This is a genomic window from Microbacterium sp. Soil_C_42 (assembly GCF_057656735.1).
Map to the genome: position 1 here is coordinate 1 of NZ_JBDGJU010000033.1, position 25,131 is coordinate 25,131.

Here is a 25,131-nt window from a genome sequence, read left to right on the forward strand (position 1 = left end):
TGCAGGGGGGACCCTGTGGGAGAGTAGGACACCGCCGGACACCCATTCACGGAATGGCCACCCACAACAGGGTGGCCGTTCCGCGTTAACCCCCATATTCGCGCGGAAACACGTCGGAGTGTGCGCGAAGACCCTACCCGCGAGCAGAATAGCCTCGGCGGCACACGGCTGCCGAAGCGGGCGGAAGGCAGGCGACGTGGCTGAGATCGATGGAGAATGGGCGCTCGAGGTCGCGTCGTTGGCGGGTTCGCACCACTTCGACGTCACCCTGACGACGGTCGGCACCGCGCTCAGCGGCACCGCGATCGGACCCACCGGCCCGATCGCGATCCGCGGCGGCACGGCTTCCGGCGACACTGCAGAGTTCACGCTCGATCTCGTGGCTCCTCTGCCGATGTCTCTCGCCGTCAGGCTGCACGTCGTCGGCAACCGGCTGACGGGCACGGCGCAGGCAGGGCCCTTCCCGCCGTCGACCATCGTCGGCACCCGCACCGGCTGACCCGGATCAGACGAGCATCACGACCTCGCTGATGACCCACGCGCCGTCGACGAGGAGAAGCGTGTACACCCAGTACTCGTCGACGAGGAACGGCTCCGCGAGCGGCTGGCCGTCGACATCGGTCAGGGAGTCGTAGGTCTCGTGCACCTTGATCTCCATGGACTGCATGGAGGGGCGCTCGATGTCGGTCGGAGTGTTCTCGAAGTTCGCGACGCCTTCCGAATAGGAGCGCGCTGCCGGAGCGAAGCCTGCGCAACCGTTCACGTCTAGGTCGATCCGAAACGATTCCGTCGTGGTTGCCATGTACGCATCGCAGTCCGCATCGACCCACGCCTGGTTGTAGCCGCGGATGGCCTCCACGGCGGCGCGCTCGTTCTCGTTCGACGGTTCGTCCTCGGCGGCCGCGCCGTTGTCTCCCTCGGCGATGCGCCACTCGCCGTCTTGGTTCACGAGATGGTAGCGGTAGGGCGCGCCCGCCTCGTAGGGCGGGTCGATCGGCTCTCCGAACTCATCCGTGTCGAGGGTGCAGACCTCGACCACGTCGAGCATGATCTCTCCGACGTGGTCGTCGACCGCGGTATGTGACCGGATGTCCTCCTGGTGCACGTCCATCGGACAGTACGCGTTCTGGTCGGCGATGTACTGCTGGAAGGAGGGGCAGTCGGTCCACCCCATCTCCTCCCGATAGCCCGCCGTCGTCGACGCCAGCAGGGCCTCGCAGTCGCCGACCGCGTATGCCGCACGCCAGTCGACCAGCATCCGTGTCACCGCCTCCTGCTCCTCGTCCGTGACCTCGCCCTCGTTGCGCCCATCAGGGAGGAGGTGGACGACATCGATCTTCCACCCGCCCTCGTAGTGGACGAGGTGATAGCGGAAGTCGTATTCCGATGTCTCGGGATCCTCCGCGGATTCCCCGTCCTCTCGGCTGCTCGTGATCGTGGTGTGCACGAGCGCCGCGATCTTGGCGCGACCCCTGCCCTCGGCGGACACGGGGTCCACCACGACCGAGTCCAGCGCCTGCGCGCGACCCTCCGCGTTCCGCGTGAACGAGTCGCAGTCGGCGAGGCCGCTCCTGTCGCGGAATCTCTGCGTCGTGACCTGTTCGAAGAGGTCGCAGTCCACTTCCGCGAACGCCTCTTCGTACTGCGCGACGGCGGCCATCGCGTCCGCTTCGTTGCCGGCCGCCGGTGAAGGCGACGGCGCCTCGAGAGCGCGTCCCGCCGATCCCCCCGGCGGGCCGGTCACAGCCGACGCAGGCGACGCGGTCAGACCCGCCGCGACCAGCGTGACGATCACGATCAGTGTTCCCGCCCGCAGGCGCGAGCGGGTTCCCAGGCCCCCCGTGCGCGAGCCCCCAGAGCTCCCCATGGCCGGATCATAGTCCGCTGCCCGCGCCGGGGCACTACCCTCGCTCACTCGAGGCGGTCGATGACCCAATCGTCTCCGTCGGCGACCACCGTGTACTCCCAGTCGATGGACTCGTCGACCGGCTCGTCGAGCGGGTTTCCGTCCTCGCCGACCAGCCGGCTGTACGTCTCGGTGGTGCTGACCACGATTGCCTCGTCACTGCGTCGCACGCCGGTGAGCTCCACCTCGTAGTCCGCGACGGCGAGACCGAACCCCTCGGCCTCGGTCTCGAATGCGGAGCAGTCGGCGAGCCCCGCCTGCGCCCGGAAGGCCTCGGTGGTCGATGCCATGAAGGCCTGGCAGTCCGCGTCCTGCCAGGCGTCGTCGTACAGCTCGACGACGGCGACGGCCGCCTTCTGGTCGGCGTCGGCCGGCGTGCCCTCCGCGGCGAGCCCACCGACTCTCGAGGCAGCGAACGTCAGCAGAGGAATCGCCACCGCCGCGCCGATCAGGGCAGCGAGCACGACCGCGCCGATCACGACCCACACGATCCACCGGCTCGACTTCGGCTTCGGCTCCGGCGGCGCTGCGACCGCGGTGACCATCCCCTCGTGCCGGACACCATCGGCCGCCGGCGGAGGTGCGCCGGGCACCGCCGGAGGCGCCGTGGGCGCGGCATCCGTCCCCGCCACATGCTCCGTCCAGCGGGCGCCGTCCCACCAGCGGTTCGCGCCGTGGCCGTCGTCGTACCATCCGGGCGGAGTCGTCGTCATGCGAGAACGATAGACCCGAAGGGCATCGGTCATCGAGGGGCGGACGGATGCCGCCGCAGCGTCTTCGTACCGTTCTCCGTTGACACGGCCGAAGGGTGAGATCGCCACGGGAGACGACAGCGGCGTGCTTGCGGCGCCGACGAAGCTGCCCGCTGCGGAGCAGCGCGTCGCCGTGGATGGCGTTCCAGAGCTGGTGGCCCCGACCGCGGTGATGCCGACCCGCTCCTCACGGGAGGGGGCGAGGGCGCGCCAGCGGCATGCTGGCCGCCATCATCCAGCGCGGGAGGCGGAACATCGGGCGGTCCTTGCCGAGCGCGTCGATGCCGGCCATCTCGGCAGGACTGAGCGCGAAGTCGAAGACGTCGATGTTCGCCGCGATGTGCGCGGGGTTGGTCGATTTCGGGATGGCCACGAACCCGCGCTGCACGTGCCAGCGCAGGATGACCTGCACCGCCGACTTGCCGTGAGCGGCTGCAGCTGCCAGAAGCGAGGGCTCTGCGAGGAGCTTCGTCGACCCGTGACCGAGCGGGTACCACGCCTCGGGGACGATCGCGTGCTGGGCCAGGTAGGGGAGCAGGTCCGGCTGCTGCCAGAGCGGGTGCAGCTCGACCTGGTCCACCGCGGGTGGGATGCGCGCCGCCGGAAGCAGGCGCTCGAGATCCGGCACCGTGAAGTTGCTCACTCCGATCGCGCGCACGACGCCCTGGTCGACGGCATCCTCCATCGCCCGCCATGCGCCCTTCACATCGCCGACGGGCTGGTGCAGGAGCAGCAGGTCGAGAGCGCCGCAGTCGAGCCGTTCGAGCGCGCCGCCGATCGCGGCGCGCGCCTTGTCGTAGCCGTAGTCCGAGGGCCACAGCTTCGTCGTGAGGAAGATCTCGTCGCGGGGGACCCCGGACGAACGGATGCCGCGCCCCACCGCCCGTTCGTTGCGATAGATGGCCGCGGTGTCGATGAGCCGGTACCCCGAGTCGAGAGCGGACTTCACACTCGACTCGCACACCGCCACGTCGGTGACGAGGTAGACGCCCAGGCCGAGCTGCGGCATCCGTGTTCCGCTCGAGAGCGGGATGCTGGTCGCCATTGTGCGCCGCCTCCTCCGGGGACTGGAGGCGCCGCTGCGCGTCCCTCATCGAACTGTAGGTTCTCCGCGCCGCGATCGGGAGCCCCTTGCCCGCGCGTGCCGGGCGCATCGGCGGGTAGCGTGGGAGCGTGCGGAAGTTGACGGAGGCGGGCATCGAGTTCGTGCGCGAACGGCACATCGCCACACTCTCGACGCTGGCGCCGTGGGGCGGCATCCACGCGGTCGCGGTCGGCTTCACGCTGCACGACGGGCTGCTGCGCATCATCACGTCGCGCGACTCGCAGAAGGTCCGGAACGTGCGACGCGACGGCACCGCCACGATCAGCCAGGTGGAGGGCGCACGCTGGCTCTCGTTCCAGGGCACCGCCATGGTGCACGACGATCCCGACGAGGTCGCACTCGCGGTCGCGCTCTACGCCGAGCGGTACCGCCAACCCCGGGTGAACCCCCTCCGGGTCACGATCATCGTCACGCCGTCGCGGCTGATGGGCAGCAGCGGGCTCCTGCAGGAGGCGTGACTACGGCCGCACGCCACCCTCGGCCAGGGTGGCGAGCGCTGCCGTGACCGCGCCCCAGCCCTCGGAGAACCCGAGGGCTTCGTGGTGTGCGCGGGTGGCGGCATCGCCGTGGCGCACCACCACGCGGTAGACGGTGCCGTCGGTGTGGTCCTCGAGCGTGATCTCGGCGGTCATCGCGACCGGCTCCGGCTTCGCCGGGTGCCAGTCGCTGTCGACGGCGTTGGTGAAGACGAGGCGGCGATGGGGCTCGACCACGAGGAACACGGAGTCCGTGTGGGGGACGAACGGTGCGCCGTTGTCGCTCATGCTCGTGACGAAGGCGCCGCCGGGGCTGACATCGAGGCGGTCCACGCGGGCGACGGTGGGCGCCGGCACCCACCATCGCGCGAGCAGGCTCGGTGTGGTCCAGGCGTCCCAGACGGCCTCGCGAGGAGCGCGGATCACGTGATCGAGGGTGAGGTCGCGCTCGGGGTCGATCGTCGTCATGGCTTTCTCCTCCGGATCGCCGACTCGTCGCAGACTACCTCCGCGTCGACACACGGGAACTCATGCGACCCGCATGACGCGCCGAGGCGGTTCGCGGTGCCATGATGTGGCTCACATGCTTCGGTTCATAAGGGGGCGCGACATGGAGACGCTTCGCACCAGGGTCTCGGCGCGGCTGGGCGCCATCGTCGTCGCGGGCACCGTCGCGGCCGTGGTCCTCGCCGGATGCGCCGCCGAGGCCGACCCGGTCGAGCGGGCGAAAGCCCAGGTGTCGGCGAAGGAGAAGGCGGTCGCCGAGGCGCAGACCGAGCTCACCGCGGCGTCGGGCGCGTTCTGCAGCGCCAGCAAGGACTACATCGAGGCGCTCGACCGCTACGGCGATGTGCTCAACGACACCGCTCCGACCGTCGGCGACGTCCGCGACGCGGGCGCCGACCTCGCCGCGCCGCGGCAGGACGTGGTCGACAGCGCCGAGGCGGCCGTGACCGCGAACCAGGCGCTGCACGACGCGCAGCAGGAGCTCGTCGACGCGCAGGTCGCGCTCGCCGAGGCGGAGGCCGGTCCGACGGGCACACCGAGCGAACCCGCGCCCGCGGCGCCGTCGAGCACGCCGCTCGCACCGGCCGCGTCGGTCGAGCGGGTGACGCAGGCGGAATCCGAGCTCGCGTCGGCCGAGGCATCCGTCACCGATGACACGCCCCTGGCGGACGCGGCCGAGCAGTTCAACAGCGCCGCGGTCGCGCTCGAGATGGCGTGGCTCGCGCTGTTCGCGGATGCCGGCTGCCTCACCGACGAGCAGGCGGTGCAGGCCGAAGCCGCGGTCCACGCGTACACCTCGGCGCTGCAGCAGGATCTGCTTGCCGCGGGGTATTACACGGGCACCGTCGACGGCGTCTACGGGCCCCTGACGGTGCAGGCCGTCGAGGACCTGCAGGAGGCCGCAGGGCTCCCGGTCACCGGCACCGTCGACCAGGCGACCGCCGAGGCGCTGCAGGCGAAGCTGGCCGAGCTGGGCGGGGCTGCTGCCCAGGAGTCGGTCGCGACGACGGCCGCGATCCAGCAGACGCTCATGCTCGTCGGATTCTGGGACGGCCCCGTCGACGGCGTATGGACGCCCGAGCTGACAGCCGCACTACAGGCGTTCCAGACCGAGTTGGGCGTCGAGCCGACGGGAACGGTGGATGCTGCGACCATCGCCGCGTTCGAGAAGGCGATCTCCGATCTGCAGGAGGCGGCGACCGCGCCGACGCCGTCCCCCTCGAGTTCGGACGGCTGAACGCCCGCGGCGGAGCCTGACTACCGCGTGGCGCGGTCCCTCTCGCGCGTTCGGCGGCGTGCACGTCCGGCGGGAGCAGCGCTGTGCTGCTCAGCCGTCAGCCGTTCGGCTTCGAGCCGCTCGGCCTCCTCGCCGCCGATCGCCTCGCCGCGCGCGACGAGCCCGGCGACATCCGACAGCGGGATCTGCTTGAGGAAGAGCGCCAGCACGAAGGCGATCGCGATGAACGGCACGAGGTACCAGAACACGGGCGCGAGCGCGTCGGCATACGCGTCCACGACTCCCGTCTTGACCGTGTCGGGCAGCGAGTTCAGCACCGAGGGGTCGATGCTCGATGTCGCCTCGCCCGCCTGCTCGGGGCTGGCTCCGGCATCCGTGAAGACCTTCGTCAGGTTCTCGGTGAGGCGCGTCGTGAAGAGCGTGCCGAACACGGCGGTGCCGAGCGCCGCACCGACCTCGCGGAAGTAGTTGTTCGTCGAGGTCGCGGTTCCGAGATCTGACGCGGGCACCGCGTTCTGCACGACCAGCACGACGACCTGCATGATGCAGCCGAGGCCGACGCCGAACAGGAACAGGTACGTGCAGATCAGCCAGATCGGCGTCGACGCCGTGAGGGTCGTCATCATGACCAAGGCGACGCCGACGATGAACGTGCCGATGATCGGGAACAGCTTGTACTTGCCGGTCTTGGTGATGAGCAGGCCCGCCGCGATCGACATGCCCATGACGCCGACCATCATCGGGAGCATGAGGAGACCGGATGCTGCCGCCGACGTGCCCGACGACATCTGGAGGAACGTCGGCACGAAGCCGAGAGCCGCGAACATGCCGATTCCGATCGCCATGCCGATGGCCGTGGCGTTGATGAAGATCGGGTTGCGGAACATCGACAGCGGCATGATCGGGTCTGCCGCCCGCGACTCGGTGAAGATGAACAGGCCGGCCGAGGCGACGAGGCCCGCACCCCAGGCCCAGGTCGCCCCGGAGTCCCAGCCATGGTCCGCCGAGCCGCCGAAGTCGGTGAAGAAGATGAGGCAGGTTGTCGCGGCCGACAGGAACAGCACACCCAGCCAGTCGATCGGCTTCTCGGCCTTCTTGTTCGGCAGCTTGAGCGCGAACACGGCGATGAAGAACGCCGCGATGCCGACCGGGATGTTGATGTAGAACGCCCACTGCCAGGTCAGGTGGTCGACGAAGAATCCGCCGAGGAGGGGGCCGGCGACGGCCGCGAGGCCGAAGACGCCGCCGATCGGGCCGAGGTACTTGCCGCGCTGGTCGGCCGGCACGATGTCGGCGATGATCGCCTGAGACAGGATCATGAGGCCGCCGCCGCCGAGACCCTGGATCGCGCGGAAGACGACGAACATCCAGAAGTCGGTGGCGAATGCGCAGCCGACCGACGCGAGTGTGAAGATCGCGATCGCCGCCATGAACAGTCGCCGCCGGCCCAGCACGTCGCCGAACTTGCCGTAGATCGGCATGACGATCGTGGTCGCGAGGATGTAGGCGGTCGTGATCCAGACCTGGTGCGAGACGCCGCCGAGCTCGCCGACGATCGTCGGCATGGCGGTCGAGACGATGGTCTGGTCGAGGCTCGACAGGAGCATGCCCGCGATGAGCGCGGAGAAGATGATCCAGATGCGCCGCTGCGTGAGCAGGAACGGCGCGTCGGGGCCGGGCTTGGCGGTCGGGACGGTGGCGGTGGTCATTCGGGGGTTCCCATCACTGCGGTCTGCGTGGCGAAGAGGTCGCGCGCCGCGCCGATGCGTCGCTCGAAGATCCGGGTGAACGATTCGGCGTTGCCGGGCTTCAGGAACTCGCCGGTGGCCGACCGGACGAGGGCGCCGATGACCTGGGCGGCGACCTGCGCGCGGAGATCGCCCGGCAGGAGGTTCTCGCGCTGTTCGATCAGGCGGGCGTCGAACTGCTCGCCCTCGAACCCCAGCTCGATCATGCGCGCGAGCAGCCGCGGCTCCTTCTCGACCGCGCGGAACAGGTCCTGCACCGTGTCGGGAGCGATGTCGAGCGCGCGCCAGCGCTCCTCGGCGAGCAGAGCGAGCTCGGTGAGCAGGTTCGGTGAGATGCCCGGGTCGTCGGACGCGCCGGCGAGGAAGCGGGCGATGGCGGCAGCATCCGATCGCTCGAGAGGGACGCCGAGGACGGCGTCATCCTTCGATGCGAAGTAGTTGAAGAAGGTGCGTCGCGATACCGCTGCCTCGCTGCACAGCTCCTCGACGGTGAAGCCGGCCAGGCCGTGCTCGGCGGTGAACCGTCGTGCGGCGCGGATCAGGGTGCGCGTGGTCTCGGCGCGCCGGCGCTCGCGAAGTCCATCTGCACTATCTGTCACATCATGCAGTTTTGCACTCTATGAGGCATCGTGCAAATCGGCGAGCTTCTCACGGGGGTCTTCAGCGCAGCGCGGCCACCGTCGAATCGCGCGCCAGCAGTTGCGGCAGGAGGTACACGCGCTGCACCGGGCGCCGCGCTCCCTCGCTGAGCCGCGCGACCATCGTCTCGACCGCGAGACGGCCGACCTGCTGCTTGGGCGGACGCAGCGCCGTGATGGCGGGCTCCGCGCTCTCGGCGACCTCGTCGTCGTATGCGACGATCGCGAGGTCGTCGGGGATCGCCCAGCCGTGGTCGCGCGCCTGCTGCTGCAGCAGCACCGCCTGCGGGTCGTTGTGAATGAGGAGAGCGGTGGTGCGCGTCTCGCGGCATCGCTCGAGCACGTCGGCGATGAGCGCCTCGCGCGCGACCCCGTCCAGGGCGTCGAGCGTCGCGTCGACGTCGACCAGGCACTCGAGACCGAGCCCCTCGACGGCGCGGTCCCACCCACGGCGCAGCTGCCACGACGTGGGCGAGCCGGCCGATGTCAGGATGCCGACGCGCCGGTGGCCGAGCGAGGCGAGGTGGTCGGCCGCGAGCGAGCCGCCGAAGACGTGGTCGGTGGTGACCCACTCGAGGCTCGTGAGCGCGAGCGCCGACGGCACGCGCCGCTCGGCGAGCACCACCGGGATCGGCAGTGCCTCGAGCCAGTGCAGCAGCGCGCGCCCGTCGGCGCCGAGGGTCTCGGGCGCCACGATGAGACCGTGCAGGCTCCCGGATTCGACGAGGGAGGCGATCTGCCGGCGCTGGTCGTCGACGGAGTAGGTCGCACCCCGGAGGATCAGCTGGACGCCGAGTTCGGTCGCCGCGGCCCGCGCGCCGATCATGATGTGGGGCCAGTAGTAGCTGAGCGACGGCACGACCATCCCGACCCGGAACCGGATGGCGGCGCCCGACGACGCGGGAACGGTCGTGTCGAGCCTGCTGCGCAGCGTCGCCCCTCCGTGCACGCGGGTGACGAGGCCGCGGTCGGCGAGCAGGCCGATGTCGCGGCGGATGGTCAGCTCCGAGACCCCGAGCTCGCGCGCGAGGTCGGCCACCCGCACCGAGCCCGAGCGGCGCAGTTCGTCGAGGATGTGCTCGCGGCGGGAGAGGCCGAAGGCGGGCGGGTCGGTGGGCTGCTCCATGATCGCCTCAGCGTACAAGTGTGTTCGATTCGCTTCAAGACTGAACGATTGTGTTCGTTTTGGTTTCGGCATCCCTTGCTCTCACGAGAGGATCTCGCTGCGGGCACGCGGTCGTGCCCCATTCGTGCGTCGAGGCCGGTCCGGATCCGCGAGCGCACGGGAGACGCCCCACGGGAAACGGAGACTGCGATGTCGCAGGGATGGATGCCTCGTCCGAAGGACGGACGGAGACCACGACGCGTGCGCACGACGCTGGCGGCGGTGGTGACCGCTGCGGTGGTCGCGGCGCCGCTCGCCGTGCCGACGATGGCTCAGGCGGCGGGCGCTGATCCCGTCACCGTGAACGTCGCGGGCGCCGACATCGCGGCGGCCGCGCAGAACAAGAACGGCCTCACGTTCAAGGGCTTCGGCGTGCTGTCGGCGAACTCGACGAGCGCGCTGCTGCTGGACTACAAGTCGCAGCACCCGGACGCGTACTGGGAGCTCATCGAGACGCTGTTCGGCGGGGACCACCCGATCATGAACACGGTCAAGATCGAGATGGGCAACGACCGCAACACCTCGACCGGCCCGAACGCATCGACGATGCGCACGCGCGACGAGTACCCCAACGTCCTCCGCGAGCCCGGCTTCCAGCTCGCCGCCGACGCGCAGCTCGTCGCCCACGGCGACATCCACCTGAGCCTGCTCCGCTGGAACCGCCCGGCGTGGGTCGCGAACGACGCCGACCAGTACATCTGGTTCAAGAACACCGTGCTCGCCGCCTACCGCGGGTTCGGGGTCATGGTCGACTCGATCAACCCCGACACGAACGAGACCTCGAGCCCCAACATCGCGCTGTACAAGACGTTCTCGGGCTGGGTGCGCGGCGACGAGAAGGGCTACGAGGGTGCGACCGCGGACGACCCGAACAACGGCTTCGCGTCGGAGGAGGAGAAGAACCTCTACCGCGCCATCCAGACCATCGCGGCCGACACCGTCGGCACGCCGCCTGTCTCGTTCGGCAACGCCATGACCTCGGCCACCGACGCGTCGCTGCGCGACGCGGTCGACGTCGTCGGCTTCCACTACTCGAGCGCCGACGACAGCGCGGGCAACATGAAGAAGATCGCCGAGCAGCTCGACAAGGAGGTCTGGAACTCGGAGGGCCAGTCGACTTTCTCGAACTCGGCCGACCGCCCGAACAACAACGCGAGCGACGAGCAGGGCGGGTTCGGCACCCAGTTCGGCGGTACCAACAGCGCCCTCGAGATGGGCAACTGGGTCACGACCGGCTTCCACGCGTCGCGGCGCACCATGAACATCTTCCAGCCGGCGATCGGCTCGTTCTACGACGGATTCCAGTACTCGTCGAAGGAGCTCGTGAACGCCCGTGACCCGTGGTCGGGCTGGATGTACTACGACGGCGGCCTCACCGTGATCGAGCACTTCACCCAGTTCGCGAAGCTGGGTTGGGAGAATGCCGACAACACCGCCGGCATCTGGCGCGCGATCCCGAAGGCGTCGGGCAGCGAGCTCGGCACGGGCAACCCGCCCGGCGGCGCGCGCGCCGGCGGAGCGTCGTACACGACGCTCGCGGCGCCGGACGCCTCGGACTTCTCGACCGTCATCATCAACGACTCGAAGTTCACGAAGACCTACCGGATCGTCGCCAAGGACCTGAACCTCGGCGCCGACCAGACCGGTGAGGTGTGGGAGACGCGCGCGGCCGACGGCGGCCAGGCGTACGACGCGAACTACCTGCAGCCGGTCGGCGAGGTCACCCCCGCCGCCGACGGCACGTACACCGTCACGGTCAAGCCGTGGTCGGCCGTCACGTTCACGACGCTCGACCACGCGACCGCCGGTGCGGGCGGCACGCTCACGGCGAAGGACGGCTACGGCAGCGCGCTGCCGACGTCGAAGGAGTACACCGACGCCGACGGCGGCCGCGACGTGCTCGACACCGATGCGAGCGGCACCGTCAACGGCGTGACCGACGACGCGTTCCTCTACGCCGACGACTTCGACTACACCGAGCAGGGCGCGATCAAGGAGTACGACCCCGAGAGCGGCGAGCTCGCGGACGGCAGGATCTCGTACCTCGACAGCCGTGGCAACCAGGCGAAGCCCGCCGGCACGCCGGCCGTGCAGAGCGAGGACAACGGCGCCACCCCGCGGTACACGAACGACACGAACGGCGCGTTCGAGTCGGTCGCGACCCCGGACGCCGCGCACGACCGTGTGCTCCGCCAGCAGGTGGGCCCGGGCATGGCCGGCGGTGCCTGGAACGGCGGTGACCCGAAGACGACGATCGGCGACGCCCGCTGGGCGAACTACACGGTCTCGTCGGACGTGCTGTTCGAGGCATCCGGATCCCCGTACGCGACCATCGGCGCGCGCGAGCAGGGCGGCACGGCCAACGGCCAGAGCGTCTCGGCCGCTGAGCTGAAGATCGACCCGACCGGCGCGTGGACGTTCATGCGCTTCGGCGCGACGCTCGCGACGGGCACCGTGGCGGGCAACGCCGCCGCGGCGTTCCAGACCGGCGCCGGCGTGTGGAACAACATCGCGGTGAAGGTGGCCGGCTCGGTGTACACGGCTTTCGTCAACGGCGCGGAGGTCGCGACGTACACGGATGCTGCGCCCCAGGCGACCGGTCGCATCCAGCTGGGTTCGAGCTTCAACTTCGTGCAGTTCGACAACCTGAAGATCGAGACGGTCCCCGGCTTCACGCCGTACTACGACGCGATGATCGACGGGATGCACCAGACCAGCTGGGCGGACCGCTCGGCGCCCGTGCTGCAGTTCGACAAGAGCTGGAGCCACGCGAACGGCCAGGGCATGTTCGAGTGGCAGCGCACGGCCTCCAAGAGCACGGCGAAGGGAGCGTCGATGACGTACTCCTTCACCGGCACCGGCCTCGACATCATCGGCACCAACGCCGGCACCACGACCCTCGACGTGATCGTCGACGGCGTGCAGGTCGCCACGGCGGCGCCGACGTTCGCCGCCGGCAGCGAGCGCACCACGTTCATCCTCCGCGGCCTGTCGAACGGCCCGCACACGGTCGTCATCAAGACGGCGAACGACGCCTCGATCAACGTCGACGCCGTCGGCGTGGTCACCGCGACCGCCGACTCGGCGAAGGCCGACACCACGGCGCTCGCCGCGGCGGCGGACGCGGTGACGGGCCTGGACGAAGCCGAGTACAGCGCCGAGACCTGGGCGGTGTTCGCGGCCGTGAAGGCGAACGCGACCGCCGCGCTCGGCGACCCGGCAGCCTACGGCCTCGACACCGAGGGTTCCGCGGCGCTCGCGGCCCGTCTGACGGCGGCCGCGGACGGCCTCGTGCCGAAGGACGTCAGCCCCGACGTGCTCGACCTGGGCGTCGTGACCATCACGTCGACCGACCGCACGCTGCCCGCGAAGCTCGACCTCGCCGGCACGAACGCGAAGGTGACGTGGAGCCTCGCATCGACGACGAGTGCGAAGAGCGTCGCCGAGCTGGGCACGTTCGCAGCGTCCGGCCGCTCGACCGAGAAGCTGTCGACGGGCCTGTACCAGCGCTTCAGCGCCACGGTGCTCGTCACCCCGGCCGATCTCGACTACTTCATCGACTCGGGCGCGACGGGGGCCTCGGCCGGATCCGTGTATGCGGCGGTCAAGGCATCCACTCCGGGGCTCGTCAACGACACCAGCGACCAGAAGTGGGACGGCACCACGGCGGGAACGACGTGGGGCTACTCGACCACGGCGACCACGATCGCGGCGGGCTCGCCGGCGGACTGGGCCTCGTCGTACGTCGGCGCCGACTACAACAAGCCGATCACCTACCACCTGACGCTGCCCGCGGGCTCGTACAACATCGTCGCGGTCCAGGCGCCGCGTGCAGGGCTCACGACCAACGTCTATTCCAAGGTGAAGGTCGCGGGCGCCGAGACCACGAAGACCGCGGTGTCGACAGGATCGGCGACGCCGGTCGCGCAGAGGCTGACGCTCGACGCGGACGCCGTGGTCGACGTGGAGTTCGGCACCAACGGCACGAGCGGCTACAACGCCCGCCTCGCGCTCGTCTACGTGCAGAGCCTTCCGCGCGACGTCGGGGTGCAGGGCGCGCTGACCCTCGACGAGGACCTTCCCGAGACGGTGACGGTCGCAGGCTCCGAGAAGGCCGTCGAATGGGATGCCGCTTCCGCCGCGCAGGCGCGCACGGTGTACGGCAAGCTCACGGTCACGGGCCGCCTGACCGACACCGATCAGGCCGTCGTCGCGGGCTACGAGATCGTCCCGCCGGCGCTGGTGTACTACATCGACTCGGGAACGAGTGGGGCGGCCTCGCCGCAGTACACCGCGGTCGCGGGCACGGTCGCGCTGCGCAATGACAGGGTCGATCAGGTCTCCGCGGCCGCCGACCAGTGGGGCTACGTCGCCGACGGCATGAAGACGAAGGGCGCCACCGACGTGGGTGACAAGTACTCGACGGGTCTGTACCAGGACACGACGAAGCTCGTCTACCGTCTGCCCCTCGACGCGGGCACGTACACGCTCACGGGTGGGTTCACCGAATGGTGGGGTCTCAACCGCGCGATGTACCAGACGGTGTCGGTGGGCGGTACCGAGCTCGCCAAGGGCACGGTCCCGCTGTCGGGCTCGAGCGGGCCGATCGCCGCGCCGCTCACCTTCACGCTGACGGCTCCTGCCACCGTCGACTACCTCGTCACCAATGAGGGCGCCGGCGCCGAGAAGCCCGTCATCTCATGGCTCGCGGTGGCCGATGAGACGCTCCCCGGCGCGCCGCAGAACGTGACCGCCGCCCTCGCGGGCGACACCTCGATCACGGTCGCGTGGGATGCGCCGACTCTCATCGGTCCAGGATTCACGGGGTACCGCGTGTACGAGGCGGGCGGCACCGACCCGGTGTGCGAGACGAGCAGCACCAGCTGCACCGTCAAGGCGCTCGAGCTCGGCACGACCCACGCCTACGAGGTCGCGGGCGTGAACGCACTCGGAGAGGGCGGGCGGTCGGCGGCGACGGCATCCGTCATCCTCCCGGAGGTCGCCTCCGACGACGGTGCGAAGACGGCACCGGCCAAGGGCGTGCTCTCGTCGAACGACGGATGGGACACCGGCCTCAAGGACGGCACGTTCCAGCTGACGATGAACCTGTGGTGGGGCGAGAACGGCTCGCTGTTCAAGCTCTACCGCGACGGCGAGCTCGTCGCGAAGGTGCCGCTCACGATGATGACGCCCGGCGCGCAGAGCGCGGTCGTCGACATCACGGGCCTGGTGAACGGCAGCTACGTGTTCACCGGCGAGCTGGTCAACTCGAAGGGCACGACCGCGACGCAGCCGCTCACGGTGAAGGTGACGGATGCCTCGCCCGGAAAGCCCGTCCTGTCGAGTGACGTCAAGAACGGCGCGGGCGCGTACACCGTCACCGCCGACCTGTGGTGGGGCACCAACGCCACCTCGTACCGGTTCCTCGAGAACGGCGTCGAGGTCGGCGCGGGCGACCTGAAGGCGGCCACCCCGGGCGCGCAGCGCGCGACCCTGCCGGTCGCCGGCAAGGCCAAGGGGACGTACACCTACACGGTGGAGTTCACGAACGCCGCCGGCACGACGGTGAGCGCACCGCTCAAGGTGACGGTCTCGAAGTAGCGGGCCCGGCGGCACGGCGCCGCAGCAGCGTCCGGCCTCTGCCTCGTGGCGGAGGCCGGACGCCGCTCTGCACCGGCGGGGATGACCAGGTCAGGAGAGTTCCTTCTCCGTGGGGGCATCGGACGGCTGGCCTGCGGCGGGGATGGTCGGGTACGACGTCGCGGCGCGGCCGCCGCGGGTCTTGATGAGGCTCGCCGTCGTCGCGACAGCGATCGTCGCGGCGATGAACAGCAGTGAGAACCAGATGGGGATCTCGGGCGCCCACAGCATCGGCTCGCCGCCGTTGATGAAAGGCAGCTCGTTCACGTGCATCGCGTGAAGGACGAGCTTCACGCCGATGAAGGCGAGGATCACGGCGAGGCCCTGCGCCAGGTAGACCAGGCGCTCGAGCAGACCGCCGATGAGGAAGTACAGCTGCCGCAGGCCCATGAGCGCGAACGCGTTCGCGGTGAAAACGATGTACGCCTCTTCGGTCAGCCCGTAGATCGCCGGGATGGAGTCGACGGCGAAGATCAGATCCACGAAGCCGATCGCGACGATCACCAGGAGCATCGGCGTCACGAAGCGACGACCCGCCTTCACGACGGTGAGACGGTCACCGTTGTAGTCGTCGCTGACGGGCAGGCGGCGGCGGACGAATCCCATGAATCGGCCCTGCGAGGGATCCGCCTCTCCGTGCGTGAAGGCCTGCCGATAGGCGAGGAAGAGCAGCAGCGCTCCGAAGAGGTAGAAGATCCACGAGAAGTTCTCGATCAGCGTGGCGCCGACCGCGATGAAGACGCCCCGGAGCACCAGCGCGATCACGATGCCGATCATCAGCACCTTCTGCTGGTAGATCTTCGGAACGGCGAATCCCGTCATCACGATGAGGAAGACGAAGAGGTTGTCGATCGACAGCGCCTTCTCGGTGAGGTAGCCCGCGAAGTACTCGCCCCCGTAGGTCCAGCCGGAGACGACGCCGACCCCGATGCCGAACAGCAGGGCCAGACCGATGTAGAACGCGGACCAGCGTGCCGACTCGCCGATCGTCGGCTCGTGGGGCTTGCGGACGTGCGCGAAGAACTCGTAGACGAAGAACGCGATGGTGATCGCGATGGTGATGACCCAGACGAGCGGAGTGATGTTCAAGGAGGCTCCAGACCGTGGCGTGACTGATCGACGCCAAGGTCTTCTCCATCCTCGTGATCGAGGACCGATGGCCCGGGATGCACCATGCATCCGTAGTGACGAGCCGATCGTGGTGGAGTACTCCCCTTGGGCTTGCGAGCATACGGAGCGTTCCCCGGCTCTCCCTGGGAGCACGCCGAGTGCGGCCAGGACGGCCTGCCTCTTTTCCGGCAGGATGGCGGAAAGCGCCCGCGATCGCTGTGGGCGAGGATGAGGGTCGACGGTGACGCTGCGCAGCTCCCACTGGTATTCAGGCGACGATCGGAACGCCTACATCCATCGGGCGTGGATGCGTCGCGGTGTTCCGGATTCGGCCTTCACGGGGCGTCCGCAGATCGCGATCGCGAACACCGCCTCGGATCTGACTCCGTGCAACGCGCACCTCGACGAGGTCGCGCAGTCGGTGAAGAACGGCATCTACGAGGCCGGCGGCATCCCGCTGGAGCTTCCGGTGGTGTCTCTGGGCGAGACGAACGTCCGCCCGACCGCGATGCTGTGGCGCAACATGGCCGCGATGGCGACCGAGGAGATGCTGCGCGCCAACCCGATCGACGGTGTCGTGCTGCTGGGCGGCTGCGACAAGACGATCCCGTCGCTGCTGATGGCCGCGGCATCCGTCGATCTTCCCGCCGTCGTCGTCCCCGGAGGCCCGATGCTCACCGGCCACTTCCGGGGCGAGGCGCTCGGCTGCGGCACCGACGTGTGGCGGCTGTCCGAAGAGGTGCGCGCGGGGACACTGAGCGAGGCGAGGTTCCGGGGAAGCGAGTCGTCGATGATCCGCTCGAAGGGTCACTGCAACACGATGGGCACCGCATCGACCATGGCGCTCGTCGCCGAGGCCCTCGGCGTCGTGGTGCCGGGAGTCGCGGGCACACCCGCACCGGACGCCCGCCTGCTCGAGGCCGCGCATCTCACCGGCGCTCTCGCCGTGGCGCTGGTCGCGGAGGACCGCCGACCGTCGACGTTCCTCACGAAGGCGAACTTCCACAACGCGATCGTCGCGCTCGCCGCGATCGGCGGGTCGACCAATGCGGTCGTGCACCTGCTCGCGATCGCCGGGCGCCTGGGCATCGACCTCACGATCGACGACTTCGACCGCATCGGCGCCGAGGTGCCGCTGCTGGTCAACCTGCAGCCCGCAGGTCAGTACCTGATGGACGACCTCTTCCGCGCGGGCGGGTTCCTCGCGGTGATGCGCGAGGTGCGCGACCTGCTCGACCCGTCCGCGCTCACCATCACGGGTCGCCCATTCGTGGAGTACCTCGACGACGCGCGCATCTGGGACGCGGACGTGATCACCCCGCGCGACACCCCGCTGCAGCCGCACGCCGGCATCTCGGTGCTGCGCGGCTCGCTCGCTCCGGGCGGTGCGCTGATCAAGCCTGCGGCGGCATCGCCGCACCTGCTGAAGCACCGGGGCCGGGCGGTGGTGTTCGACTCCATCGAGGACTTCCACGCCCGCGTCGACGACCCCGACCTCGACATCGACGAGAACTCGGTGATGGTGCTGCGCGGCTGCGGACCGAGGGGCTACCCCGGCATGCCCGAGGTGTCGAACATGCCGCTACCGACCAAGCTCCTCGAGCGCGGCATCCGTGACATCGTCCGCATCTGCGACGGCCGCATGTCGGGCACCGCGTACGGCACGGTCGTGCTGCACGTCACCCCCGAGGCCGCCGCCGGGGGACCGCTCGCCCTCGTGAGGACCGGCGACTGGATCGAACTCGACGTGCGCGACCGCCGCCTCGACCTCGACGTGCCGGCCGACGAACTGGCGAGCCGGATGCCGAACCAGGCCACCGTCGACGGCTACGCGAACCCGCGGCGCGGGTGGGAGCGGCTCTACGTCGACCACGTGATGCAGGCCGACCGCGGCGCCGACCTCGACTTCCTGGTCGGAGCGTCGGGTTCGGAGGTGACGCGTGAGTCCCATTGAGCCGAGGGGCGCGGGTCCCGACCTCCGGCCGGGGGGCCGCGGCATCCGTCCCCGCGTGTGGGCGGGGCGATGAGGGCGCTCGTCATCACGGCGCCGCACCGCGCCGAGATCCAGGAGGTGCCCGAACCCGAGCCGTCAGCGGGCGAGGTCGTCGTCGACGTGCGGCGCGCGGGGATCTGCGGCACCGACATCGAGTTCTTCACCGGGGAGATGGCGTATCTGCACACCGGCCACGCCGCCTACCCGATGCGGATCGGCCACGAGTGGACGGGCATCGTCTCGGAGGTCGGCGCCGGCGTCGACCCCGCGTGGATCGGGCGACGGGTCACCGGCGACACGATGCTGGGCTGCGGCGCGTGCCGCCGCTGCGAGCACGGTCGCCGGCACGTGTGCGAGAACCGGCTCGAGCTCGGCATCCGCGGCGGGAAGGCCGGTGCCCTCGCCGAGAAGGTCGCGACCCCCGTCGCATCGCTGCATCGACTGCCCGATGGCGTCGACGATGCGATGGCCGCCATGGTCGAGCCCGGCGGGAACGCCTTTCGTGCCGTGCGGGGTGCGGATCTGCGCCCGGGCGATCGCTGTCTCGTGCTCGGCCCCGGCACGATCGGCCTGCTGAGCGCGATGTTCGCCCGCGCCGCCGGCGCCGAGGTGCACCTGCTCGCCCGCGACGACCGCGCCCTCGCGTTCGCGCGGTCGCTCGGCTTCGACCACATCTGGACGCAGGAACGGATGCCGCGACTGCCGTGGGACGCTGTGATCGAGGCATCCAACGCTCCGCAGCTTCCGGCGAAGGCGCTCGAGCTCGTCGAGCCGGCCGGGCGGGTCGTCTACATCGGCCTCGCCGGCACGCCGAGCCTCATCGACACCCGCGACCTGGCGCTGAAGGACGTGACGGCCGTCGGCGTGCTCAGCGCCTCGCCCGGCCTCGCGGGCACCATCGACGCCTACGCCTCAGGCGTCGTCGATCCGCGACCTCTCATCGCCGCGACGGTCGCCCTCGAGGAGCTGCCCGCGATCCTCGCCGGCGAGCGGCCGGCGGGTGCGGGGCCGGGCCCGAAGTTCCACGTCGCGCCGTGACCGCAGACGCGAACGCCCCCGGCCGCGGAACGGGGGCGTTCGCTCTGTCAGCGGGAGTGGCTCAGACGGGCTTGGTGTAGGTGTCGTTGCTGAAGCCGGTGATGAAGTAGCCGATCGGGTTGAGCAGGAACAGCAGGAAGAACGAGAACGCGCCGCCGTGGCCGAAAGCCCGGCCGTTGCGGAAGGCGACGATGATCGCGAGCACGATGTTGGCGATCGGCACGAACCACAGCAGTCCGAGCGAGGCCGAGTACCCCGCGACCTTGACGAGCACGAACAGGTTCACGATCGGGATGATCGCGAGCCATCCCGGGTAGCCGGCCTTCGTGAACGTCCTCCAGTAGGCGGCGATCGTGGCGATCCAGTAGATGAGGCCGACGACCACGTACCCGACGACGGCACCGGCGGAGACGGCCTGGTTGATGGGTCACACGCTTCGACGCGCGCGCGAAACTCAGCCAGAACAAGCCCGCGGTGGTGCGTGAGAACATCACGGCCCACATCGCCGCGCACAACCCCCCGTTGGCGCAGGCGATGCGGGCCGTGGAGGTCAGCGGCTGATGACCTTCGGCGCGGCGACGGCTTTGAGGCCGGCGACGCCGAACTCCTGACCGTAGCCCGAGGCCTTGGTGCCGCCGAACGGCACCACCGGGTTCAGCGCGCCGTGCTGGTTGATCCAGACGGTGCCCGCCTGCAGGCGCTGGGCGACCGCGACGGCGGCGTCGACGTCTGCCGACCACACGGAGGCGCCCAGTCCCTGCTCCGAGGCGTTCGCGCGGCGGATCGCGTCGTCGACGTCGGAGTAGCGGATCACCGGGATAGCGGGACCGAACTGCTCCTCGTCGACCAGACGCGCGCCGTCCTCGATATCGGCGACGACCGTGGTGCGGTAGAACAGCGGGCCGAGTTCGGGCGCGGCCTCGCCGCCCACGACGACCCGCGCACCGCGCTCTCGCGCGTCGTCGACGAGGTCGCGCACGATGTCGAACTGCTTCTCGTTCTGCAGCGGCCCGAGCACGTTGCCCTCGTCGAGACCACGCCCCATCGGCATCGTCTGCGCGAGGCCGGCGAGCGTGTCGACCACCTCGTCGTACACCGAGTCATGGACGTACAGGCGCTTGAGGGCCGCGCAGGTCTGGCCGGTGTTGATGAAGCAGCCCCAGAACAGGTTCTCGGCGATCGCGGCGGGGTCGGTGCCCGGCAGCACGATGCCGGCGTCGTTGCCGCCGAGCTCGAGCGTGAGCCGCGCCAGATTGCCCGCGGAAGACTCGACGATGCGACGGCCGGTCGCGGTCGAGCCAGTGAACATGATCTTGTCGATGCCGGGGTGGCCGGCGATCGCCGCGCCCACCTCGCGATCGCCGGAGACGACGGTCAGCACGCCTTCGGGCAGGTGCCGGTTGAAGACCTCTGCGAGAGCCAGCACAGACAGCGGGGTGAACTCGCTGGGCTTGACCACCACGGTGTTGCCCATGCGCAGCGACGGCGCGATCTGCCACACCGTGATCATCATCGGCCAGTTCCACGGGCCGATCGCGCCCACGACGCCGAGCGCGTCGTAGTGCACTTCGGCGCGCGATTCGCCGGCCTCGAAGACCACCTCGGGCTCGAGCGGGGTGTCGGCTGCGGTGCGGGTCCACACCGCGCAGGCGCCCACCTCGAACCGCGCGTTGGGGCCGTCGAGCGGCTTGCCCTGCTCGCGCGACAGCAGCTGCGCCAGCTCCTCGGCGTTCGCCTCGAGGTCGTCGGCGACGGCGTTCAGGATGCGGGAGCGCTCGGCGTGGCCGAGCGCGTTCCACGCCGGCTGGGCCTGGCGCGCGGCGGCGACGGCGGTGTCGAGGTCGGCCACGGTGTGCACGGGCGCGTAGCCGATCGTCTCGCGGGTGGCAGCATCCGGAATCGCCCTCCCGTCCGCCTCGGAAACGGTGATGGCGTCCAGAATCGACGTTGCGACGGTCATGGGATCCTCCTCGATCAGGTCTGACTCGATTGTCGGAGGATGCTGCGCGCCGTGGTTGACCGCCCGCGCAGGCTGCTTGACCGCCCGCGCTACGCCAGGCGCACGCCGCTCGGCGGCACGCCGAAGTGCGCGCGGAAGGTGCGGCTGAAGTGGGCGGCGTCGACGAAGCCGTTCGCGAGGGCGACGTCGGTGATCGAGCGGTGCGCCTGCTGCGGGTCGACGAGGACGTCGTAGCAGCGCTCGAGGCGACGGGTGCGGATCACCGTGGAGACGGTCGTGCCCTGCTCGTTGAACAGGGCGTGCAGGTGACGCACCGAGATGAAGTGCGCCGCCGCGATCTGGCTGGGGGAGAGCTCGCTGTCGGAGAGGTGCTCGTCGATGTGGTCGAGCACCCGCCGCATGAGCGTGCCGTGCGCATCGGTGCTGGTCGCGTCGCGGCCGAGGTTCGCCTCGAGCAGCGTGCCCACCATGTCGACGGCGGTGCGGAACATGCGGCGCGCGAGGTGCGCGTCGAGCTCGCCGGCACCGCGGGCGAGCGAGGCGACGTAAGGCGCGATCATGGCGCCCACGCCGCCGGCTCCGTCGAGGCGCGTCGCGGTGAGGCGGCCGATCGTCTCAGCGGGGATGTCGAGCATGACCTTCGGGAACATCACGACCGACATCCGCATCGTCTCGTCGAAGAGGAGCGAGTACGGGCGGTCGGTGTCGTAGATCGCCATGTCGCCGGCGCGCAGCGAGGTCTCGCGGCCGTCCTGGACGATGAGCCCGCTGCCCCGCTCGATGAGCGAGAACTTGAAGTACTGCTGCGGCGCGCGCGCGATCAGGCCGGGGGTGCGGTGGACGCTGTGCCCGTCGGCGGCGATGCCGAAGACGTTGATGTCGCCCGCCACGGCGGCGTCGAGCGCGCCGCGGAAGCTCTCGTCGTGCTCGGCATGCACGTCGAGTGCGACGACCGCGTGCGACACGGCGTGGCGGTACGCCGTGAACGACAGGGGTTCTTCTGACATGGGCTCACCTCACTGTGGCCGAATCGTATACGATTCGCGAGTTTACCACGCGGAGGCCCGATGTGCCCCTACAGGCAAGGACTCTGCCCGCGGCGTCAATCCCGGGTGGTCCGGCCCCGGGACGATGATCCCGACCCGACCTGAGCATCGAAGGAGCTGCACATGGCCACCTCCGGCCCCACGACCTCGACGACCCGCACGGCAGCGCATCGCCGTCTCGGGGTCCTCGCCGTCGCATTCATGATCATCGCCGCCTCGGCGCCGTTGACCGTCGTCGCCGGCGGGGTGACCAGCGCCTACTCGGTCACGCATGTCGACGGCATCCCGTTCGGCTACATCGTGCTGGCCGCCGCGCTCGCGATCTTCGCGATCGGCTACGCCGCGATGAGTCGCTTCATCACGAACGCCGGCGCGTTCTACTCGTACGTCTCGCAGGGGATCGGCCGGCCCGCCGGCGTCGGGGCATCGGTGCTCGCGCTCATCGCCTACAACGCGATGCAGATCGGCATCTGGGGCATGTTCGGCTTCCAGATCTCGTCGTTCATCGAATCCAAGACCGGGTGGGCGAGCCCGTGGTGGGTCTGGGTGATCCTCGGGATCGTCGTCGTCGGCATCCTCGGCGTGAACCGCGTCGATCTCTCGGCGAAGGTGCTCGGTGTGCTCGTGGCGCTGGAGTTCCTCGCGGTCATCGTCTTCGACGTCGTGGCCTTCGTGAACCCCGCCGAGGGCTTCACCGTCGCGCCGATGACCCCGTCCGCGCTCTTCGTTCCGGGCGTCGGCGCCGTGCTCGCGTTCGGCATCGCCGCTTTCATGGGCTTCGAGTCCGCCGCGATCTACGGCGAGGAGTCGAAGGACCCCCAGCGCACGATCCCGCGCGCGACGTTCCTCGCGGTCGCCGTCATCGGTGTGTTCTACGCGATCTCGTCGTGGGCGCTCGCGCTCGCCGTCGGCCCGGCGAAGATCACCGACCCGACCGGCATCACGCCGGAGGAGGCCGGCCCGCCGCTCTTCTTCAACTTCGTCGCCGAGCACCTCGGGGTGCTGTGGGTCGACCTCATGTCGATCCTCTTCATCACGAGCCTCTTCGCGGCCTTGGTCAGCTTCCACAACGCGGTCTCGCGCTACGCCTTCTCGCTGGGCCGCGAGGGCGTGCTGCCCCGCCAGCTCGGCACCGTGCGCACCTCGAGCGGCGCGCCGTGGGCGGGTTCGCTCGCGCAGTCCGTGCTGGCGCTCGTCGTCATCATCGGGTTCGCGATCGCCGAGGGTGGCTGGAACCCCGAGAACGGCCCGTACCCTGTGCTCACCCTCTTCACGTGGCTCACGAACCTCGGCGCGTTCGGCCTCGTGCTGCTCATGGTGCTGGTCTCGGCGGCCGTCATCGGCTTCTTCCGGCGGAATGCCCGTGACGTCGGTGCCGGGAGCCGGTTGGTGGCGCCGATCGTCGCCCTCGTCGCGCTCGGGATCGTGTGGATCCTCATCCTCGTGAACTGGGACGTGCTCCTCGGCCAGCCCCAGTCGACGCCGACCACGTTCATCCTTCCGGCGATCCTCCTCGTGCCCTCGATCGCCGCGGTGCTGTGGGCCTACTGGCTCCGCAAGGCCAAGCCCGACGTGTACCGCCAGATCGGCCACGGAGCCGAAGAGGCGGAGGCGCCCCACCTGGGCAGCGAGCCGGTCGGCGTGTGACCCGCTGACGCCGAGAAGAAGGGCGACGGATGCTGCAGCATCCGTCGCCCTTCCTGTTCGGGCGTGCGGCATCCCGGTGGGGCCGTCTGCCGTCGTTCAGAAGGGTGCTTCTGTGCCCAGCCCGTCGTCGATGTGGGGCCGGGGAGAGGGGCGCACCGTGAAGGTGGGGACTTTGCGCTCGGGTTGCACGACGTATCGACGTCCAGTCGGAGAGGTCCACGCCACAGCTCCGCCTGACCCCTCGATCTGCCGGACCTGCCAGTCGGTGTTGTCTTTCACCAGGTGGTGCCCCTTGCAGAACGGAAGGGTGTTGTCGAGGCACGTCTCGCCCTCGTCGACCCAGCGGATCTGGTGATCGATCTCGCACCGGGAAGCGGGCATCGAACAGCCGGGGCCCATGCATCGGTCGGCTCGATTTCGCCATCTGTGTGAGCCGGCCGTGGATCGCGTGGATCTCCACGTCGGGCGCGAAGATCCACAGCCCGGACATTCCGTCCTCTCCACGTTCGACGGCGATGCGCCGTTGCGTGACCGCATGCTGGTGACGGTCTTCCAGGGTGGCGGCCTGGGCGCTGTCGATCAGGGCGCGCAGCGCCCGACGGAAGGTGCCCACCGGCTCCGACTCTGCCGACGGCATCGCTCGCTCCAGCAGTCTGTCGCGAAGCTCCGGCGGCGCCTCGTCGAGCAGGTCGGCGATGATCTCGGCGTGCTTCTCGGTGATCCGTCCCGAACTCAGGGCGTCGAGCGCCGCGGGATACCGGCGCACCAGCGCCTCGGCCAGAGTGATCAGCCGGCCGGCAGCGTACTCCGTGACCCGCATAGCTGCTGCCAGTTCGAGCCGGATCGACCGCTCGACGATGTCCCGGACTCCGTCGCCGCGGCCACTCGCCTCGCGAAGCAGTTCGCGCCGCATCGAGTCGATCCGCGTCACCCGCTGCGCCGCGAACACCGACATCATCGTTGCGGTCTCCACGACCAGATCCACCGCATCCGGCACTGGCGGCACGAACTCTCCGTCAGCCCTCAACGCCCACGCGCCGTCCTCGCGCTCGGGCGGAGGAGACATCTCGGACATGACTCCACTCTAGAACAAATATTCGAATCTCGCAAGAGAAATGAACTGCGGCGGCACCGTGACCCCCACGCGACGCGACACCAGCATG

The 25,131-nt window shown here is 69.8% G+C and carries 19 protein-coding genes and 1 pseudogene; 7 read left to right on the forward strand and 13 right to left on the reverse strand.

Features of this window, described 5'->3' with window-relative positions:
- The first annotated feature begins 196 nt into the window (after positions 1 to 196).
- A complete protein-coding gene (locus tag AC3A46_RS15780; RefSeq protein WP_487666053.1) occupies positions 197 to 499 on the forward strand; it encodes a hypothetical protein in 303 nt (100 codons plus the stop codon).
- Positions 500 to 505: 6 nt separating this feature from the next.
- Here AC3A46_RS15780 and AC3A46_RS15785 read toward each other — a convergent pair whose 3' ends face one another.
- The 3 genes from AC3A46_RS15785 to AC3A46_RS15795 form a co-directional block, all read right to left on the reverse strand.
- The gene (locus tag AC3A46_RS15785) at positions 506 to 1,867 is read right to left on the reverse strand and encodes a hypothetical protein (RefSeq protein WP_487666054.1); all 1,362 of its coding nucleotides are present in this window, start codon (positions 1,865 to 1,867) and stop codon (positions 506 to 508) included.
- A 44-nt stretch (positions 1,868 to 1,911) separates the two neighbouring features.
- Positions 1,912 to 2,619 (reverse strand): DUF2510 domain-containing protein, encoded by a 708-nt coding sequence (locus AC3A46_RS15790; RefSeq protein WP_487666055.1) that lies wholly within the window; start codon positions 2,617 to 2,619, stop codon positions 1,912 to 1,914.
- A 226-nt stretch (positions 2,620 to 2,845) separates the two neighbouring features.
- Positions 2,846 to 3,703 carry an aldo/keto reductase gene (locus tag AC3A46_RS15795; RefSeq protein ID WP_487666056.1) on the reverse strand — a complete coding sequence of 286 codons (858 nt, stop codon included), beginning with the start codon at positions 3,701 to 3,703 and terminating at the stop codon, positions 2,846 to 2,848.
- Positions 3,704 to 3,831: 128 nt separating this feature from the next.
- Here AC3A46_RS15795 and AC3A46_RS15800 point away from each other — a divergent pair, with 128 nt between their 5' ends.
- Positions 3,832 to 4,221 carry a PPOX class F420-dependent oxidoreductase gene (locus AC3A46_RS15800; protein WP_487666057.1) on the forward strand — a complete coding sequence of 130 codons (390 nt, stop codon included), beginning with the start codon at positions 3,832 to 3,834 and terminating at the stop codon, positions 4,219 to 4,221.
- Here the strand turns inward: AC3A46_RS15800 and AC3A46_RS15805 are convergent, their stop codons facing one another.
- Complete coding sequence (locus AC3A46_RS15805) at positions 4,222 to 4,707, reverse strand: SRPBCC domain-containing protein (protein WP_487666058.1); 486 nt, start codon at positions 4,705 to 4,707, stop codon at positions 4,222 to 4,224.
- A gap of 142 nt (positions 4,708 to 4,849) precedes the next feature.
- Between AC3A46_RS15805 and AC3A46_RS15810 the strand changes: the two genes are divergently transcribed.
- Positions 4,850 to 5,983: a peptidoglycan-binding domain-containing protein gene (locus tag AC3A46_RS15810; protein WP_487666059.1), complete on the forward strand. Its 1,134-nt coding sequence runs from the start codon at positions 4,850 to 4,852 to the stop codon at positions 5,981 to 5,983.
- 20 nt (positions 5,984 to 6,003) lie between these two features.
- Here AC3A46_RS15810 and AC3A46_RS15815 read toward each other — a convergent pair whose 3' ends face one another.
- From AC3A46_RS15815 to AC3A46_RS15825, 3 genes are all read right to left on the reverse strand, one after another.
- Positions 6,004 to 7,692 (reverse strand): MDR family MFS transporter, encoded by a 1,689-nt coding sequence (locus AC3A46_RS15815; protein ID WP_487666060.1) that lies wholly within the window; start codon positions 7,690 to 7,692, stop codon positions 6,004 to 6,006.
- Positions 7,689 to 8,330 carry a TetR/AcrR family transcriptional regulator gene (locus AC3A46_RS15820; RefSeq protein ID WP_487666061.1) on the reverse strand — a complete coding sequence of 214 codons (642 nt, stop codon included), beginning with the start codon at positions 8,328 to 8,330 and terminating at the stop codon, positions 7,689 to 7,691. Before AC3A46_RS15820 ends, AC3A46_RS15815 begins: the two co-directional genes overlap by 4 nt.
- A 61-nt stretch (positions 8,331 to 8,391) precedes the next feature.
- Positions 8,392 to 9,495, reverse strand: a complete 1,104-nt coding sequence (locus AC3A46_RS15825) for a substrate-binding domain-containing protein (RefSeq protein WP_487666062.1) — start codon at positions 9,493 to 9,495, stop codon at positions 8,392 to 8,394.
- A 240-nt stretch (positions 9,496 to 9,735) separates the two neighbouring features.
- Between AC3A46_RS15825 and AC3A46_RS15830 the strand changes: the two genes are divergently transcribed.
- Positions 9,736 to 15,135: a fibronectin type III domain-containing protein gene (locus tag AC3A46_RS15830; protein WP_487666063.1), complete on the forward strand. Its 5,400-nt coding sequence runs from the start codon at positions 9,736 to 9,738 to the stop codon at positions 15,133 to 15,135.
- Positions 15,136 to 15,225: 90 nt separating this feature from the next.
- On the opposite strand, the gene AC3A46_RS15835 is transcribed toward AC3A46_RS15830, so the two are convergent.
- A complete protein-coding gene (locus AC3A46_RS15835) occupies positions 15,226 to 16,263 on the reverse strand; it encodes a TerC/Alx family metal homeostasis membrane protein (RefSeq protein ID WP_487666064.1) in 1,038 nt (345 codons plus the stop codon).
- A gap of 262 nt (positions 16,264 to 16,525) precedes the next feature.
- On the opposite strand from AC3A46_RS15835, the gene AC3A46_RS15840 reads away from it, so the two are divergent.
- Entirely contained in the window at positions 16,526 to 18,238 is a 1,713-nt protein-coding gene (locus AC3A46_RS15840; protein WP_487666065.1) for an IlvD/Edd family dehydratase, read from the forward strand.
- 69 nt (positions 18,239 to 18,307) lie between these two features.
- On the forward strand, positions 18,308 to 19,315 hold the full coding sequence (locus AC3A46_RS15845; RefSeq protein ID WP_487666066.1) for a zinc-dependent alcohol dehydrogenase: 1,008 nt from the start codon (positions 18,308 to 18,310) through the stop codon (positions 19,313 to 19,315).
- Positions 19,316 to 19,376: 61 nt separating this feature from the next.
- Here the strand turns inward: AC3A46_RS15845 and AC3A46_RS15850 are convergent, their stop codons facing one another.
- From AC3A46_RS15850 to AC3A46_RS15860, 3 genes are all read right to left on the reverse strand, one after another.
- Entirely contained in the window at positions 19,377 to 19,700 is a 324-nt protein-coding gene (locus AC3A46_RS15850) for a DUF5684 domain-containing protein (RefSeq protein ID WP_487666067.1), read from the reverse strand.
- Between the two features lie 165 nt (positions 19,701 to 19,865).
- Positions 19,866 to 21,275: an aldehyde dehydrogenase family protein gene (locus AC3A46_RS15855; RefSeq protein ID WP_487666068.1), complete on the reverse strand. Its 1,410-nt coding sequence runs from the start codon at positions 21,273 to 21,275 to the stop codon at positions 19,866 to 19,868.
- An 89-nt stretch (positions 21,276 to 21,364) separates the two neighbouring features.
- Positions 21,365 to 22,282 (reverse strand): AraC-like ligand-binding domain-containing protein, encoded by a 918-nt coding sequence (locus AC3A46_RS15860; RefSeq protein WP_487666069.1) that lies wholly within the window; start codon positions 22,280 to 22,282, stop codon positions 21,365 to 21,367.
- 162 nt (positions 22,283 to 22,444) lie between these two features.
- On the opposite strand from AC3A46_RS15860, the gene AC3A46_RS15865 reads away from it, so the two are divergent.
- Positions 22,445 to 23,968, forward strand: coding sequence for an APC family permease (locus tag AC3A46_RS15865; RefSeq protein ID WP_487666070.1), 1,524 nt, complete (start codon positions 22,445 to 22,447; stop codon positions 23,966 to 23,968).
- A 96-nt stretch (positions 23,969 to 24,064) separates the two neighbouring features.
- Here the strand turns inward: AC3A46_RS15865 and AC3A46_RS15870 are convergent, their stop codons facing one another.
- On the reverse strand, positions 24,065 to 24,349 hold the full coding sequence (locus tag AC3A46_RS15870) for a hypothetical protein (RefSeq protein WP_487666084.1): 285 nt from the start codon (positions 24,347 to 24,349) through the stop codon (positions 24,065 to 24,067).
- 82 nt (positions 24,350 to 24,431) lie between these two features.
- Positions 24,432 to 25,043: pseudogene (locus AC3A46_RS15875) on the reverse strand (DUF222 domain-containing protein); the annotation flags it as partial.
- Between the last annotated feature and the right edge of the window lie 88 nt (positions 25,044 to 25,131).